This is a genomic window from Burkholderia sp. MSMB2157WGS, from assembly GCF_001532755.1.
Lineage (GTDB): Bacteria > Pseudomonadota > Gammaproteobacteria > Burkholderiales > Burkholderiaceae > Burkholderia.
The window spans coordinates 264276-279448 of sequence record NZ_LPJG01000053.1 but is presented as its reverse complement, the minus strand read 5'-3'; the positions used below and the strand labels follow the sequence as shown (position 1 = coordinate 279448).

Here is a 15173-nt window from a genome sequence, read left to right as displayed (position 1 = left end):
CCGGGGCCATGGCAGGAGACAAAGATGAGAGCAAAGTACCCCGCACCGCCGGTCCACGGCGAGCCGCTGCAACGGGACGACGCGCAGACGTTCGAAGCGGCCACCTACGCGAAGGTCGCGCGCCGGCTGATCCCGTTCCTGATGTTGTGCTATCTCGGCGCGTATCTCGACCGTGTCAACGTCGGCTTCGCGAAACTGCAGATGCTCAACGACCTGCGCTTCAGCGAGACGGTCTACGGGATGGGCGCAGGCATCTTCTTCCTCGGCTATTTTCTGTTCGAGGTGCCGAGCAACCTGATCCTGCATCGCGTCGGCGCGCGCCGCTGGCTCGCGCGGATCATGCTGACCTGGGCGGCGATCTCGGCGAGCTTCGTGTTCGTCAAGTCGCCCACCGCGTTCTACGTGCTGCGGTTTCTGCTCGGCGTCGCCGAAGCCGGCTTCGCGCCGGGCGTGATCCTGTACCTCACGTACTGGTTCCCGTCGGCTCGGCGCGCGAAGGCGCTGTCGCTGTTCTTCATGGCGATTCCGCTCGCCGGGATCGTCGGCGGGCCGCTGTCGGGCGCGATCATGCATTCCCTGCACGGCACGATGTCGATGGCGGGCTGGAAGTGGTTGTTCCTGCTCGAGGCGCTGCCTTCGTTCGTGCTCGGCTTCGCGATCCTGCTGTATCTCGACGACGGCATCGCCGGCGCGAAATGGCTGACCGATGCCGAAAAAGCCTTGCTGGCGCGCAACGTGTCGACCGATGCCGAACACACCACCGCCCACCTGTCGATTCGTACGTTCGTCGCGGACCGCCGCCTGTGGCTGATGGCAGCGATCTACTTCTGCGTGGTGCTCGGCCAGTACGGCCTCACGTTCTGGCTGCCGACGATCATTCGCAAGGCCGGCGTCGCCGATCCGCTGTGGGTCGGCCTGTTCACCGCGATTCCGTACGCCTGTGCGATCGTCGCGCTGCCGCTGATCGGCAGCAGCGCGGATCGTCGCCGCGAGCGCCGCTTCCATCTCGCGGTACCGATGCTGGTCGCGGCGGCGGGCTTCGCCACGTTGCCGATGCTCGGCAGCGTCGGCGCGTCGATCGTATGCCTGAGCATCGCGTCCGCCGGCATCCTCGCGTCGTCGTCGCAGTTCTGGTCGCTGCCCACCGCGTTGCTGGGCGGGATGTCGGCGGCAGCGGGCATCGCCGCGGTCAACTGCTTTGCGAATCTCGCGGGTTTCTTCTCGCCGGCGATCGTCGGCTGGCTGAACGACCTGACCGGCAAGTCCACCGCGGGGCTCGTGTTCATCTCCGTCGCGATCACGGCCGGTGCGCTGCTGGTGTTCCTCGTGCCGCGATCCGTCAATCGATGAATCGATTGGCATTCTTTCCGACCCGATACTGGAGCTATCGATGGCTACCGAAACCATCCAAGAAGCGGTCACGCTCGCCGAGCGCGCGTACCGCATCCGTAGAAACGCCGTGCTGATGGGCGAAGTGCAAGGGCAGGGCTATGTCGGCCAGGCGCTCGACATCGCCGACGTGCTGGCCGTCGCGTATTTCGGCGCGATGCGCTATCGCGCCGACGATCCCGAATGGGAAGGGCGCGACCGCTTCCTGCTGTCGAACGGGCACTATGCGATCGCGCTGTACGCGGCGCTGTTCGAAGCCGGCATCCTGCCGGCCGCGGAACTAGAAACCTACGGCAGCGACGATAGCCGCTTGCCGATGTCCGGGATGGCGAGCTACACGCCCGGCATGGAAATGTCCGGCGGCTCGCTCGGGCAGGGCCTGACGATCGCGGTCGGCCGTTGTCTCGGCCTGAAGCGCAAGGGCTCCGATGCGTTCGTCTACACGCTGTTCTCCGATGGCGAGCTCGACGAAGGCGCGATCTGGGAAGGGCTGATGTCGGCCGCGCACTGGAAGCTCGAGAACCTGATCGCGATCGTCGACGTGAACAACCAGCAGGCCGACGGCCCGTCATCCCAGGTCATGGCGTTCGAGCCGCTGGTCGACAAGCTCGAGGCGTTCGGCTGGTACGTGCAACGCATCGACGGCAACGACATCGACGCGGTGAAGCGTGCGTTCGACCAGGCGCGCCGGCATGGCGCACCGCAGCCGCGCATCATCGTCTGCGACACGAAGATGGGGTGCGGCGTGCCGTTCCTCGAAGCACGCGAGAAGAGCCATTTCATCCGGGTCGATGCGCACGAGTGGCAACTCGCGCTCGACGCACTCGAAGCAGGGAGGCATGCATGAGCACCGTCGACAACAAGCCGCGTCTGAAGACTTCCGCGATGATCGCGTCCATCGCGGCGGAAGGGCAGGCGACCCGCTCCGCACCGTTCGGCCATGCACTGACCGAACTTGCCCGCACGAACGGCGACGTGATCGGGATGACGGCCGATCTCGGCAAGTACACCGACCTGCACATCTTCGCGAACGCCTTTCCCGAACGCTACTACCAGATGGGCATGGCCGAGCAACTGCTGATGGGAGCCGCCGCCGGGTTCGCGCACGAAGGCGCCCAGCCGTTCGTCACGACCTATGCGGTGTTTGCCACGCGCCGGGCGTACGACTTCATTCATCAGGCGATCGCCGAGGACAATCTCGACGTGAAGCTGGTGTGCGCATTGCCGGGGCTCACGACCGGCTACGGGCCGAGCCATCAGGCCGCCGAGGATCTGGCGCTGATGCGCGCGATGCCGAACATGACCGTGATCGACCCATGCGACGCGCTCGACATCGAACAGATGGTGCCGGCCATCGCCGCGCACAAGGGGCCGGTGTACGCGCGTTTGCTGCGCGGCAACGTGCCGGTCGTGCTCGACGAATACGATTACCGTTTCGAACTCGGCAAGGCCAAGCTGCTGCGCGACGGCAACGACGTGCTGCTGATCTCGTCCGGGATCATGACGATGCGCGCGCTCGAGGTCGCGAAGGCGCTCGAAGCCGATCGCGTCGATGTCGCCGTGCTGCACGTACCGACGATCAAGCCGCTCGACACGGCGACCATCGTCCGCGAGGCCGCGCGCAAAGGGCGCATGGTCGTCGTCGCGGAGAACCATACGGTGGTCGGCGGGCTCGGCGAAGCGGTCGCGACCGCGTTGCTCGGCGCCGGCGTCGCGGTCCCGTTCCGGCAGATCGCACTGCCGGACGCGTATCTCGCCGCGGGCGCACTGCCGACGCTGCACGACCGTTACGGGATCTCGGCCGGCGCGATGCGCGCGAATATCAGGTCGTGGCTCGGATGAGCGTTCGGTCGTTCGACACCCGCGTGTCGCTGCGCAACGAGACCTTGCCGGTCGGCGATGCGAAGCGGTCGGGATTCGGCCGCGACGGGAGCGCACGCCGGCATCGGCGATGCACCCGGCAGTCAAATACCGACCGGTGCGCGGCGCTTCGAGCGCCGACGAGCGACCCGGCTGCCCGCGCACGGCAACCCAATGCGCGGGCGTGCGCCGGCGTGCGCGGGCAGCCGGGCCGTCGCCGACAGCAACCGCAATCCGCGTCACGCTTGTCGGCGTACGCGCGGCGCGTTGCCCAACGCGCGGCTCGGCGCGGCTCGATTGCGTCTCACATAACGGTCCGACACGACCGACCGTCGCTGGATCCATGCGAGCGCGAGTTCGAGCGCCTGGTCGCGGGCTTCGCGGGTATCGGCGAAGTCGCCGTCGACGCCGAGCGCCCGGGTTTCACCGTCGCGATCCATTAGGATCGCCGTCGCCGAATAGCGGCCCGTCTCCGTGTCGGTCACCACGGCCCGGACCGCATATCCGCCATGTTCGATCGTCGTGTGGGTATGCATCGGATGCCTCCTGCACGGAAATGCGACATGTGCGACGACTGCGCTGTCGCAGCACGTCACGCCGCGAATGCAAGCGCGGGAGGTCCACCCGACGGCCGACGCGGCGCAAGCCGCGCGGACCGCGGGTTGACGAAACGCTCCCGCGCGTCCACTTACCCCGCGGTCACCGCGATCCGCCGCGGCTTCGCTTCCTCGCGTCGCGGGATGCTCAGTTTCAGCACGCCGTCGCGCAGTTGCGCGTCGATCCGCGACACGTCGAAATCCGGGCTCAGCGTGAATGCGCGCGAGAAGTGCGGATGCTGCACTTCACCGTGTTGCAGACGCAAGCCCGGCGGCGTCGGAACGACGGCCTCCGCGTCGATGGCGAGGCTGCCGTCGTGCACGCGGACGTCGAGCTTGTCGCGCGGCACGCCCGGCAGGTCCGCGTACAACGTGATGCCGTGCGCGTCCTCGACGATGTCGACGGCTGGCGCAATCCGCGTGCGCGGCGTGTCGCGCTGAGCCGATTCGCGGTTCGTCACGGCCGTTCGCGTATCGGCCGCACGGGTGGTCAGTTCGGTCGTGTTCGTGTCACTCATGATGTCCTCCGTCATGCGTTCGTGACGTCGTGCTGTTTACTGGACGGTAATGGCCCGCGGCTTCGATGCTTCCGACTTGCCGACGCTGATCGTCAGGCAGCCATTCGTATAGCGTGCCTCGATCTTGTCGGGGTCCGCGTGCTGCGGCAGTTCGACCACGCGGCGGAACGCGCCCATGAACCGCTCGTTCGCGTAGACGCGTCGTTCGTCGTCGGTCGTGCCGTCGTCCGGAGGCGTACGCTCGCCGCTGATCGTCAGCAGCCGGCGATCGACGGAGATGTCGATCTTCGCGGGGTCGAGACCCGGCGCGAACGCGACGATCTCGATCGTGTCGTCGGTGCTGCCGATATTGACCGGTGGAAATGCACCGGGACGCGGCGCGCGCAGACTGGCCGGAAAGCCCGTGAACACGCTGGCCATCTGCCGTTGCAGGCGGTCGAATTCCGCCAGCAGGTCGGTGGGGAAGAAGATATCGCTCATGACTGGCTCCTGTTGTGCCCCTGCGAAGGGACGAACCGGACCACGCGCTCCAGTTCGTCCATCCGCGAGAAGCTCGCTGACTAACAAATCGAAACACGCAGCGCGTCAACCGCGACTGCCTTGAGCGATACCTAAAATAGGATACGTCGAGTGAATTTCAAGGGGGGGGGGGGGGGGGGGGGAGGGCGTCATTCCGACCGCCCCGTCGATCGCATTCAGCGGTCGAACGGACGGCGCCGAGTCGTAGCCGGCGGGCCGCATACAAAGCTTTCAAATCGAAAGATTTGTGGGGTGCCGCAGCCACCGGGGCTTGCCTGTCGGCCTCGCTCAGAAGCACGGCGCGACATCGACGTGCCGTGCGCCGCCGCCCCTATACATACCAATCCAGCGTCTTCACGATCCCCGTTTCGAAGCTCTCCGCCGGCCGCCATTGCAGTTCGCGGGCGAGCTTCCCCGCGTCGATCGCATAGCGCCGGTCGTGACCCGCGCGATCGGTGACGAACCGGACGAGGCGCGCATGCGGCGCGTGTTCGGGCCGTCGCGCGTCGAGCAGCGTACAGATCAGCGCGACGATGTCGACGTTGCGCCATTCGTTGCAGCCGCCGACGGTGTACGTCTCGCCGACCGTCCCGCGCCGGATGACCGCGTCGATCGCGCGGCAATGGTCGTCGACGTACAGCCAGTCGCGCACGTTCGCGCCGTCGCCGTACACGGGGATCTCGGTGCCTTCGAGGCAATGACTGATCACGGTCGGAATGAACTTCTCGCCGTGCTGGCGCGGCCCGTAATTGTTCGAGCAGTTCGTCGTGGTGACGGGCAGTCCGTACGTATGGAAATAGGCGCGCACGAGATGGTCCGAGCTTGCCTTGGTGGCCGAGTACGGAGAATTCGGCGCATACGGCGTCGTTTCGGAAAACGGCGGGTCGTCGGGGCCCAGCGAGCCGTACACCTCGTCGGTACCGATATGGTGAAAGCGGCGGCGCGCGTGAGCGTCGGCCTTGCCCAGCTTTTGATCGTTCAGCCACAGCTGGCGGCATGCATCGAGCAGCGTCCAGGTGCCGAGCACGTTCGTGCGGACGAATTCGCCGGGACCGTCGATCGAGCGGTCGACGTGGCTTTCGGCCGCGAAGTGGACGACGGTGTCGATCGCATGGTCGCGCAGCAGCGACTCGACGAGCGGTCGGTCGCAGATGTCGCCGAGGACGAACCGATGACGATCGGCGCCCGGCAGGTCGTCGCCGAGATTGTCGAGGCTGCCCGCATAGGTCAGCAGATCCAGCGTGGTGACGCTGACCTGCGGATCGCTTTCGAGCAGATGACGCACGAAATTGGCGCCGATGAAACCGGCGCCGCCCGTCACGAGAACATGTTTCGGTCGATAGCTCATGTGGTTCGCTTCCAGGTGGCAAACACTTCGGTGAGACCCGCGATCCACGAAGGCGATTCGACCCCGAAGTGTTCTCGCAGGAGGCTGCAGTCGAGCGCGGAGTTCGCCGGTCTCGGCGCGGGCAACGGATAGGCGTCGGTCCGGATCGGTCGGACCCACGGCACGCGATCGATGAGGCCGGTGCGCCGCGCATCGGCGAAGATCGCTTCGGCGAAGCCGTGCCACGTGGTCACGGGCGTGCCGCACAGGTGATAGGTGCCCCAGCGCAGCGCTTCGCCGGCCCGGTATCGCGCCGCGATCGTCAGCAGCGCGTCGGCGATCGCACCGGCGTGCGTCGGGCCGCCGTACTGATCGGCGACCACGCCGACGACTTCGCGTTCGCGCGCCAGGCGCAGCATCGTGCGCACGAAATTGCTGCCGTGCGCGCCGAACACCCATGCGACTCGCAGAATCAGATGACGGTCGGGCAACCGCTCGCGCACCGCTTCCTCGCCCGCGAGCTTGCTCCGGCCGTACGCGCCGAGCGGCGCGACGGCGTCGGTTTCCGCATACGGGCCGGGCGTGCGGCCGTCGAACACGTAGTCGGTCGACAGATGAATCAGCGGAATCCCGAGCGCGGCGCACGCGTCGGCCAGCACGGCCGGCCCGTCGCGGTTCGCGCGCCAGGCTGCATCGGGTTCGGCCTCCGCGCGGTCGACGGCGGTCCATCCGGCGGCATTGATCACGAGCGCGGCCCGGTGTTCGTCGAGCGCGCGGCGCACCGCGCCTGCATCGGCGATGTCGAGCGCCGCGCGCGACAGCCCGACGAGCGGCTGCCGACCCGCGCGCAGCACCAGTTCGCGGCCGACCTGGCCGAGCGCGCCGGTCACGACGATCGTCATCGCGCCTCCCCGTATGTCGGCAGCAGCGTCGGCGCGCCGGCGGCCAGCTCGGCGAGCGGAGGCTGCCGACGATCCTTGTCCGACAGCTGATACGGCGCGCCGGCATCCGGCCAGTCGATGCCGATCTCCGGATCGTCCCAGCGCACGCCCGCATCCGAATCGGGATCGTAGTACTGCGTGCACTTGTACGCGAAGTCGGCCTCGTCGGACAACACGCAAAAGCCGTGTGCGAAGCCGGGCGGAATCCATAGCATCCGGTGCGATACGTCGTCGAGCCGCGCACCGAACCAGCAGCCGAAAAACGGCGAGCCGCGCCGAATGTCGACGGCGACGTCGTACACCGCGCCGCGCGCCGCGTGCACCAGCTTGCCTTGCGGATTCACCCGCTGGTAGTGCAGCCCGCGCAGCACGCCGCGACGCGAGCGCGACTGGTTGTCCTGGACGAAGGTCGCGTCGACGCCTGCGTCGCGCAGCCAGCTTGCCCGGAAGCTTTCGACGAAAAAGCCGCGTGCATCGCCGAACACGCCGGGCTCGATCACCAGCACGCCGGGCAACGGCGTTTCGATCACGCGTGTCATGCCGCGACCTCCTTGCTCAGCAGATCGAGCAGATAGCGGCCGTAACCGCTTTTCGCGAGCTTGTGGGCGAGCGTTTCGAGCTGCTCCGCATCGATCCAGCCGAGCCGGTACGCGATTTCCTCGGGACACGCGATCTGCAGGCCCTGCCGCGCCTGCATCACCTGGATGAAATTGGCCGCGTCGAGCAGCGATTCGTGCGTGCCGGTGTCGAGCCATGCGTAGCCGCGCCCGAGTATCTCGACGTTCAGCGCGCCGCGCGCGAGATAGGCGAGATTCAGGTCGGTGATTTCCAGTTCGCCGCGGGCCGACGGTCGCACGGCCTTCGCGAGTTCGACGACGTCGTTGTCGTAGAAATAGAGGCCGGTGACCGCATAGTTCGACTTCGGCTCGCGCGGCTTCTCCTCGAGGTCGATCGCGCGGCCATCCGCGTCGAACGACACGACGCCGTAGCGCTCCGGATCGCGCACGTAATAGCCGAACACGGTCGCGCCGGTCGTCCGCGCGGCGGCCTGTTGCAGCAGCGACGACAGCGCGGGCCCGTGATAGATGTTGTCGCCGAGCACGAGCGTCGCCGCGTCGCGACCGATGAACGGCGCACCGATCACGAACGCCTGCGCAAGACCGTCGGGGCTCGGCTGCACTGCATACGAAAAGCTCATGCCCCACTGGCCGCCGTCGCCGAGCAGTTGCCGGAACGCGTCGAGATCGCGCGGCGTCGAGATGATCAGCACGTCGCGGATGCCGGACAGCATGATCGTGCTGAGCGGGTAATAGATCATCGGTTTGTCGTACACCGGCATCAATTGCTTCGACACCGAATGCGTGAGCGGATGGAGCCGGGTGCCCGAGCCGCCCGCCAGAATCAGTCCTTTACGGCCAATCGCTGTTTGCATGAGGTCCCTCGCTGCAAGAGGAAAAATGCGTGCGTGATACGCGGAATACACCGAATGCTTCGATTGCACCGACTGCGCCCGATGGCCGTCGAGACCGTGCACGCGCGGCTACGGCTGCTCGGCGCCCCCGGCGTGAATCGCGCGGAATACGATCGCGAAGCCGAACGCGTACAGCGCGGCGATCACCGCGAAGCCGGCGGCCGTCGCGCGGTCCGGGTCGTCGATCACGTGCAGGATCACCGACGCGATCGCGATGCCGACGAGCGAACCGATCTGCCGGCTCGCGTTCAGCGACGCGGCGGCAAGATTCGCGTCCGCCGCATCGGCCGACTGCATCACGACGAGATTCATCGCGGGAATGGCCTGCCCGGCGCCGAAGTTCGCGAGGCCGACCGCGACGGCCAGCACCGGATACGGCATCGCCGAGACGCCGACGAGCGCCACGCTGCCGAGCGCGGCGAGCGCGAGCCCGACGAGCAGCGTGCGGCGCGTGCCGAGCCGGGCGCTTACCTTCGCGGACGCGAGATTGCCGATGCCGAACATCGCCATCAGCGGAAACAGCTCGAAGCCGGCGACGAGCGCGCTCGCGCCGCGCACGTTCTGCAAATAGAGGCTCAACAGAAAGATCTCGGCGAGAATGCCGAAGTTGATCGCGAGGCCCAGCGTGCTGCCCGCGACGAAGCGCCGGTTCGCGAGCAGCGCCGGCGACAGGATGCGCGAGTGCGCGTAGCGCTCGCGCAACGCGAATGCCGCGGTGGCGGCCAACGTCGCGGCCACGCCGGCGACGATCGACGGCGAGCGCCAGCCGGCGCTGGGCCCTTCGATCAGCGTGAAGCTCAGCGCGGCGAGCGCGAGCGCGCCGAACAGATGGCCGAGCGCATTCAACGGGCCGGGATGACGCGGCGCCCGCGCGATATGCCGGTACGTGAGCCACAGGCCGGCCGCACCGACCGGCAGGTTCACCCAGAAGATGCCACGCCAGCCGATCGCGTCGACCAGCACGCCGCCGACGCAGGGGCCGAGCGCCATCGCGGCCGACACCAGCGCGCCCCAGATGCCGATCATCCGCGTGCGCATCGGCCCCGGCGGGAACGCGAGCGTGAGCAGGCTCAGCGAACTCGGCATGAAGAGCGCCGCGCCGACACCCTGTGCGAGGCGCGCCGCGACCAGTGCGCCGCTGGACTGCGCGGCCGCGCACAGCACCGACGCGCCGACGAACAGCGCGAGCCCGGCGACGTAGACGGCCTTCGACCCGTAGCGGTTCGCGAGCGCGCCGCCGAGTAGCAGCAGCGCGGCGAAGCTGAGCGTGTACGCATCGACGACCCACACCAGCGCGGTCAGCGACATCGACAGGCTGGTTTCCATGGCCTTCAGCGCGACGTTGACGATCGTCACGTCGAGCATGGCCATCACGAAGCCGCACGCGAGCGCGACCATCACGAGCACGGGGCGCGCCGCGGCGGATGGGTAGGCGCCGGCGGCCGGCGTGGCGCTCCCGCCGCTCATGCGGCTCTCCCGCCAAGGTACAGGCGTCGCATCTCGTCGCTGTCGAGCAACGCGGCCGCGGGGCCTTCGAGCGCGACGCGCCCCATCGTCAGCACGATGCCGCGATCCGCGATGCGCAGCGCTTCGATCGCATTCTGCTCGACCATCAGCACGCCGATGTGCTCGGTGTCGCGCATCCGGACGATCGCGTCGAACACCTCGTCGACCATCTTCGGCGACAGGCCGGCCGACGGCTCGTCGAGCAGCAGCAACACCGGGCGCGGCATCAGTGCACGCGCGAGCGACACGATTTGCCGCTCGCCGCCGGACAAGGCGCCCGCGAGCGACCGGTAGCGACGCCGCAGGACCGGGTACTGCTCGCACAGCTCGTCGATCCGCGCCTCGCGCGGAAACGCGGACATCGACTGGCCGCCGAGCATCAGGTTTTCCCGCACGGTCAGCGACGCGAACACGTTGTCGGTCTGCGGCACGAAGCCGATCCCGTACTCGCGGATCTTTCGATGAACCGGCACGCGTGCCACGTCCGTGCCCTGGATCGTCACACTGCCCGCACGCGGCAGCACGAAGCCCGCGATCGCCTTCAGCAGCGTCGATTTTCCGCAGCCGTTCGGGCCGAGGATCGTCACGATGTCGATGGCGCCGACCGCAAGCGACACGCCATGCAGGATGTCGACTTCGGGCGTATAGCCGGCGACGAGTTCGCGCACGTCGATCATGACGCCTCCAGCGGACGAGGGGCGACATGGGCACGCCCGAGATACGCGTCGAGCACGCGACGGTTGCGCTCCAGCTCGGCCGGCCGGCAGTTCGCGATCGTCACGCCACGGTCGAGTACGATGCAGCGGTCGCACAGCTCGCGGATGAAATGCATGTCGTGCTCGATGACGACCAGCGTGACGCCCGTTTTACGAATCCGTTGCAGCTCGTCGATCAGTTCGCCGCGCAGGTTCGGGTGCACGCCGGCGGTCGGCTCGTCGAGCAGCAGCAGTTTGGGCTCGGTCATCATCGCGCACGCGATGCCCAGCAGCTTCTTCTGGCCGCCGGAAATCGACGCGGCGGAGAGGTGCGCGACGCCGGACAGTTTCAGTTCGTCCAGCAACGCGGCGGCGCGTGCACGGGTATCGGCATCGAGCGCGCGCGTCGCACGGCCGCGCCAGAGGGCGGCGGCGATGCCGTGGCGGGCGGACGAAGCCGCCATCGCGAGTTCGAGCACCGACATGCGCGCGGGCATCGACGGCAACTGGAACGTGCGGCGTACACCCAGCCGCGCGATCGTGTGCGGCGACAGCGTGTCGATCCGCCGACCGTCGAAGCGGATGGCGCCCGCCGCGAGCGGCGCGAAGCCGGTGATCGCGTTGAGCGCGGTGCTCTTGCCGGAGCCGTTCGGGCCGAGCAATCCGACGATCTCGCCGCCGTCGACCGACAGCGTGACCCCGGACAAGACGACGTTCTCGCCGTAGCGGATCGTCACGCCGTCGAGATCGAGCAGCGCGCTCATGGCCGCACCTCCAGGCGTTCGGGCACGAGCCCGTGCGGCCGCCACAGCACGCATGCGAGCAGCATCACGCCGACCAGGCCCAGCCGCACCGCGCCGGTCAGGTCGCTGCCGACGTCGAGCCAATCCTTGAGAAACGGCGCGAGCGCGTAGACGGCCTGCACGATCAGCGTGCCGACCAGCACGCCCTGGTGGCTGCCGAGGCCGCCGACCATCACGACGGTCCAGAGCGCGAAGGTCTCGGACGCGATCATCGCGTCCGGCCCGACATAGCCGATGTACCACGCGGCGAGCGCCCCGGCCAGCGCGGCGGGCAGCGCGCCCGCGATGCATGCACGCGTCTTCAGCGCGAGCGGATCGTAGCCGAAGCAGACCGCGAGCGCGGGTTCTTCGCGCATCACCTTCAGCGCGCGGCCGAAGCGGCTCGAGGTCAGGCGCCGGTACGCCGCGTAGGTGAGCGCGAGGCAGCCGGCCGTGACCGCGAGGAACGCGAGATCGGCCCACGGCGCGCGCAGCCCGGGGAACAGCGGCGCGATCCCGCCAATGCCTTGCGCGCCGCCGGTGAGCCAGCTTTCGTTGAGCGCGATCGTGCGCAGGATCTCGGCGATCGCGAGCGTTGCGATCCCCCAGTAGTCGGCGGATAGCTGCCGTCCGAGCCGCGCGACGACGACCGCCAGCGCACCCGCGGCGGCCAGCGCGAGCGCCAGGGCCGACGGCAACGGCCAGCCGAGCTGCGACGCGATGCCGGCCGCGTACGCGCCGAGCCCGCTGAACGCAATGAAGCCGAAATTGACGAGTCCCGCATAGCCGGCCTGCAGGTTCAACCCGAGCGCCATCGTCGCGTACAGGCAGCCGACGGTCAGCAGATGGATGACGAAGCTAGACACGCCGCACCTCCCGATCGAAGATGCCATAGGGCCGGAAGATCAATGCGGCGAGCAGGATCGCGAACGACACCGCGCCGACGTACTCGACCGGAAAGAATTGCATCGGCCGATCGACGAGCCCGCCGAAATCGACGTTCAGTGCGACGGTTTCGGCCACCGCGATCAACAGCGCGCCGGCCGCGGCGCCGAGCGGGTTGCCGAGACCGCCCAGGATCGCCGCGGAAAACACCGGGATCAGCAATCCGTAGCCGAGATTCACATGCACGCTCTCGGTGGCGCCGAGCATCGTGCCGCCGAGCGCCGCCAGCACGCCGCTCGCGAACGTGATCACGTTGGTCACGCGCGTCGCGTCGATGCCGGTCGCGAGCGCCAGCGCGCGATTCGACGCGAGCGCACGCATCGCCCGCCCGAGCCCGGTGCGGTACAGCAGCGCCGCGAAGATCGCGAGCGCGCCGGCGCCGCATGCGATCGAGCCCAGCTGCGGCATGGACAGCGCGACGCCGGCAATCACCATCGGCGGATGCACGTCCTGCGCATACTGCTGCGGCCGCGAGCCGGCGACGCCGAGCACCAGCGCGACCGCGAGCATCGAGATCGCGAGCGAGCCGATCATCGCCACCGCGCTGCCGGAGCGCAGCAGCCGCGCGAAAACGAGCAGGTTCAGCAGCGTCGCGGCCGTGCCGACCAGCGCGCAGGACACGGCCGTCGCGAGCGCGAACGGTAGCCCGGCGCGTTCCAGCCAGAGCGTCGCGAATGCGCCCAGCATCGCGTACTGGACATGGGCGATGTTGGGAAAACGGATCAGCGAATAGAGCGTCGACAGGCCGACCGACACCAGCAGCAGATCGGCGGTGCGAATCAATACGTCGACAATGAATGACAGCATGGCGGTGTCCTCGGGTTCGTCCAGGCGGGCGGTCGTTCACTGCTGCGCGACGACCGATTGGCGGTAGACCACCTTCTCGTACGGCTGGACTTCCCGCTGGCCGTCCGCATCGAACGCAATCGCGCCGGTCACGCCGGTATACGACTTGCCCAATGCCGCGAGCGCCGTGCGAATCTTCGCCGGGTCGACGGACTGCGCGCGGCCGATCGCCGCGGCGGACAACAGCGTCGCGTCGTACGCATAGCTGCCGAACGCCGAGCGCGGCGCCTCGTTGTACGCGGCCTGATAGGCGCTCGCATACGCTTTCGCGCCCGCGCCGAGCGCGGCGACTTCGAGGCCGATCTGGCCTTGCGCGATCTGCGCGGGCGTGTCGCTCGTGCACATCGTCAGGTAGATGCCGTACCACGGATGCTGGTTGAGCCGCATCTCGAATGCCTGCCGGTTCAGCGTCGCGGCCTCCTGGCCATAGGCGCTGTAGACATACGCGTCAGGCTGCGCGCGCGACGCCTGCTCCAGTTCGCGGCGATAGGTCGATTGCCCTTCCGTGTAGAGCACGGTCGACACCACCGTGCCGCCGAGCGCCTCGAAACGCTTCTTGAATTCGCCCGCGATGCCCTGGCCGTAGCCGTTGTTCGGCGCGATCAGCGCGATGCGGCGCAGCTTGCGGGCGTACACGTCCTGCGCGGCGAAGCGCGCGGACAGGTCGTCCAGCCCGATCACGCTGAACGAGCCCGCGCCGATCTTGCGCACCTGCTGACTCGACGAGCCGATGTTGATGTGCACGTCGCCCTGACGCACCAGGAACTGTCCGACCGGAATCGTCACCGACGACGAGAACTCGCCGAGCACGACCGGCACGTGTTCGACGGTCGCGAGCTTGCGCGCGGCGTCGAGCGCGGTATTGGCCGAGCCGCCCGAATCCTCGATGTGCACCGCGAGCTTCTGGCCGAGCACGCCGCCTTTCGCATTGATTTGCGCGACGGCGAGTTCGATGCCGCGCCGCTGGTCTTCGCCGATGGACGCACTCGCGCCGGTCAGCGGCAGCACCGCGCCCACGCTGACGTCAGCCTGCGCAGCGCCCGACGCAAGCGCACCGAGCGCGATCCAGACACCGACACTCCACTGACTTGCCTTCATCTTCGTTCTCCCGTCGCATGGTCGGCCGCACGGTTGGCGGCATGGTTTGATATACAGAAGTGTCGACAGAATCACAGATCAAAAATCGTTTGCAAATAAATTTTCAAGTCGCTGAGAGGAATTGCGGAATTCTTGTCTGAAGCAGAAAAATCGCCCTATTTTCATGCATTTATGCACGCCGATAAAGAGCATGGATAGTCGTGGTGCACGGGCGCGCCAATCTGGCGCAATGGCGAATATTTCTGAAAAAAGTGTATACAGAGGTGAATTGCAGTGCTTAAATCAGCCCAACTCGACACGACTCCCGGAGGGCTGTCAGATGGTGGAGATCAAGCGATACGGCGCAGGTGAACGGATGAGCCAGCTGGTGGTCGCGGGCGGGCTGGCATTCGTCGCCGGGCAGGTGGCGGACGACACGTCGCTCGACGTTGCGGGGCAGACCCGGCAGATTCTCGACAAGATCGACCGGCTGCTCGAAAGCGCGGGGCTCGACAAGCGCCGGATCGTGTCCGCGAGCATCTGGCTGGCCGACTATCGCAGCTTCGCCGAGATGAACGGCGTATGGGACGCGTGGGTGCCGCAGGGCGAGCCGCCGGCACGCGCGTGCGTCGAATCGAAGCTCGCGTTTCCGCAGTACACGGTCGAGATCGCGGCGATCGCCGCGAGCTAGGACCAGGACA

17 protein-coding genes are annotated in these 15173 nt (G+C 67.7%); 4 read left to right on the top strand and 13 right to left on the bottom strand.

The features are described from left to right. Positions 1–24: 24 nt before the first annotated feature. The 3 genes from WT53_RS30845 to WT53_RS30835 are packed head-to-tail and all read left to right on the top strand — an operon-like array spanning position 25 to position 3231. Positions 25–1350, top strand: a complete 1326-nt coding sequence (locus WT53_RS30845) for an MFS transporter (RefSeq protein WP_060262626.1) — start codon at positions 25–27, stop codon at positions 1348–1350. A 40-nt stretch (positions 1351–1390) separates the two neighbouring features. Further along, positions 1391–2236: a transketolase gene (locus WT53_RS30840; protein ID WP_060262623.1), complete on the top strand. Its 846-nt coding sequence runs from the start codon at positions 1391–1393 to the stop codon at positions 2234–2236. Then, on the top strand, positions 2233–3231 hold the full coding sequence (locus WT53_RS30835) for a transketolase family protein (RefSeq protein ID WP_060262621.1): 999 nt from the start codon (positions 2233–2235) through the stop codon (positions 3229–3231). The genes WT53_RS30840 and WT53_RS30835 overlap by 4 nt, the downstream gene beginning before the upstream one ends. A 257-nt stretch (positions 3232–3488) precedes the next feature. On the opposite strand, the gene WT53_RS30830 is transcribed toward WT53_RS30835, so the two are convergent. From WT53_RS30830 to WT53_RS30770, 13 genes are all read right to left on the bottom strand, one after another. Then, positions 3489–3785 (bottom strand): hypothetical protein, encoded by a 297-nt coding sequence (locus WT53_RS30830; protein WP_060262620.1) that lies wholly within the window; start codon positions 3783–3785, stop codon positions 3489–3491. A 152-nt stretch (positions 3786–3937) separates the two neighbouring features. After that, entirely contained in the window at positions 3938–4363 is a 426-nt protein-coding gene (locus WT53_RS30825) for an Hsp20/alpha crystallin family protein (RefSeq protein ID WP_060262676.1), read from the bottom strand. Between the two features lie 36 nt (positions 4364–4399). Next, on the bottom strand, positions 4400–4843 hold the full coding sequence (locus tag WT53_RS30820) for an Hsp20/alpha crystallin family protein (protein WP_034209141.1): 444 nt from the start codon (positions 4841–4843) through the stop codon (positions 4400–4402). 370 nt (positions 4844–5213) lie between these two features. Continuing rightward, complete coding sequence (rfbB, locus tag WT53_RS30815; protein WP_060262618.1) at positions 5214–6230, bottom strand: dTDP-glucose 4,6-dehydratase; 1017 nt, start codon at positions 6228–6230, stop codon at positions 5214–5216. Further along, a complete protein-coding gene (gene rfbD, locus WT53_RS30810) occupies positions 6227–7111 on the bottom strand; it encodes a dTDP-4-dehydrorhamnose reductase (protein ID WP_060262616.1) in 885 nt (294 codons plus the stop codon). The genes rfbB and rfbD overlap by 4 nt, the downstream gene beginning before the upstream one ends. After that, the gene (rfbC, locus tag WT53_RS30805; protein ID WP_060262614.1) at positions 7108–7689 is read right to left on the bottom strand and encodes a dTDP-4-dehydrorhamnose 3,5-epimerase; all 582 of its coding nucleotides are present in this window, start codon (positions 7687–7689) and stop codon (positions 7108–7110) included. Before rfbC ends, rfbD begins: the two co-directional genes overlap by 4 nt. Beyond that, positions 7686–8582 carry a glucose-1-phosphate thymidylyltransferase RfbA gene (gene rfbA, locus WT53_RS30800; RefSeq protein ID WP_034209145.1) on the bottom strand — a complete coding sequence of 299 codons (897 nt, stop codon included), beginning with the start codon at positions 8580–8582 and terminating at the stop codon, positions 7686–7688. Before rfbA ends, rfbC begins: the two co-directional genes overlap by 4 nt. Positions 8583–8690: 108 nt before the next feature. Then, positions 8691–10088, bottom strand: a complete 1398-nt coding sequence (locus WT53_RS30795) for an MFS transporter (RefSeq protein ID WP_034209146.1) — start codon at positions 10086–10088, stop codon at positions 8691–8693. After that, complete coding sequence (locus tag WT53_RS30790) at positions 10085–10804, bottom strand: ABC transporter ATP-binding protein (protein ID WP_060262611.1); 720 nt, start codon at positions 10802–10804, stop codon at positions 10085–10087. The genes WT53_RS30795 and WT53_RS30790 overlap by 4 nt, the downstream gene beginning before the upstream one ends. Further along, a complete protein-coding gene (locus tag WT53_RS30785) occupies positions 10801–11586 on the bottom strand; it encodes an ABC transporter ATP-binding protein (protein ID WP_060262609.1) in 786 nt (261 codons plus the stop codon). Before WT53_RS30785 ends, WT53_RS30790 begins: the two co-directional genes overlap by 4 nt. Then, positions 11583–12470, bottom strand: coding sequence for a branched-chain amino acid ABC transporter permease (locus tag WT53_RS30780; RefSeq protein ID WP_034209149.1), 888 nt, complete (start codon positions 12468–12470; stop codon positions 11583–11585). Before WT53_RS30780 ends, WT53_RS30785 begins: the two co-directional genes overlap by 4 nt. Next, positions 12463–13356 carry a branched-chain amino acid ABC transporter permease gene (locus tag WT53_RS30775; protein WP_034209150.1) on the bottom strand — a complete coding sequence of 298 codons (894 nt, stop codon included), beginning with the start codon at positions 13354–13356 and terminating at the stop codon, positions 12463–12465. The genes WT53_RS30780 and WT53_RS30775 overlap by 8 nt, the downstream gene beginning before the upstream one ends. Before the next feature lie 36 nt (positions 13357–13392). Continuing rightward, positions 13393–14493: an ABC transporter substrate-binding protein gene (locus WT53_RS30770; protein WP_034209151.1), complete on the bottom strand. Its 1101-nt coding sequence runs from the start codon at positions 14491–14493 to the stop codon at positions 13393–13395. 319 nt (positions 14494–14812) lie between these two features. Here WT53_RS30770 and WT53_RS30765 point away from each other — a divergent pair, with 319 nt between their 5' ends. After that, on the top strand, positions 14813–15163 hold the full coding sequence (locus WT53_RS30765; RefSeq protein ID WP_179949063.1) for a RidA family protein: 351 nt from the start codon (positions 14813–14815) through the stop codon (positions 15161–15163). The last annotated feature ends 10 nt before the right edge of the window (positions 15164–15173 follow it).

Coding starts and splice junctions, on each gene's coding strand:
- WT53_RS30775 (WP_034209150.1), bottom strand. CDS start 13,356: ATGCTGTCATTCATTGTCGACGTATTGATTCGCACCGCCGATCTGCTG.
- WT53_RS30825 (WP_060262676.1), bottom strand. CDS start 4,363: ATGAGTGACACGAACACGACCGAACTGACCACCCGTGCGGCCGATACG.
- WT53_RS30835 (WP_060262621.1), top strand. CDS start 2,233: ATGAGCACCGTCGACAACAAGCCGCGTCTGAAGACTTCCGCGATGATC.
- WT53_RS30830 (WP_060262620.1), bottom strand. CDS start 3,785: ATGCATACCCACACGACGATCGAACATGGCGGATATGCGGTCCGGGCC.
- rfbC (WP_060262614.1), bottom strand. CDS start 7,689: ATGACACGCGTGATCGAAACGCCGTTGCCCGGCGTGCTGGTGATCGAG.
- WT53_RS30840 (WP_060262623.1), top strand. CDS start 1,391: ATGGCTACCGAAACCATCCAAGAAGCGGTCACGCTCGCCGAGCGCGCG.
- WT53_RS30845 (WP_060262626.1), top strand. CDS start 25: ATGAGAGCAAAGTACCCCGCACCGCCGGTCCACGGCGAGCCGCTGCAA.
- WT53_RS30770 (WP_034209151.1), bottom strand. CDS start 14,493: ATGAAGGCAAGTCAGTGGAGTGTCGGTGTCTGGATCGCGCTCGGTGCG.
- WT53_RS30820 (WP_034209141.1), bottom strand. CDS start 4,843: ATGAGCGATATCTTCTTCCCCACCGACCTGCTGGCGGAATTCGACCGC.
- WT53_RS30785 (WP_060262609.1), bottom strand. CDS start 11,586: ATGAGCGCGCTGCTCGATCTCGACGGCGTGACGATCCGCTACGGCGAG.
- rfbB (WP_060262618.1), bottom strand. CDS start 6,230: ATGAGCTATCGACCGAAACATGTTCTCGTGACGGGCGGCGCCGGTTTC.
- WT53_RS30790 (WP_060262611.1), bottom strand. CDS start 10,804: ATGATCGACGTGCGCGAACTCGTCGCCGGCTATACGCCCGAAGTCGAC.
- rfbD (WP_060262616.1), bottom strand. CDS start 7,111: ATGACGATCGTCGTGACCGGCGCGCTCGGCCAGGTCGGCCGCGAACTG.
- rfbA (WP_034209145.1), bottom strand. CDS start 8,582: ATGCAAACAGCGATTGGCCGTAAAGGACTGATTCTGGCGGGCGGCTCG.
- WT53_RS30765 (WP_179949063.1), top strand. CDS start 14,813: ATGGTGGAGATCAAGCGATACGGCGCAGGTGAACGGATGAGCCAGCTG.
- WT53_RS30795 (WP_034209146.1), bottom strand. CDS start 10,088: ATGAGCGGCGGGAGCGCCACGCCGGCCGCCGGCGCCTACCCATCCGCC.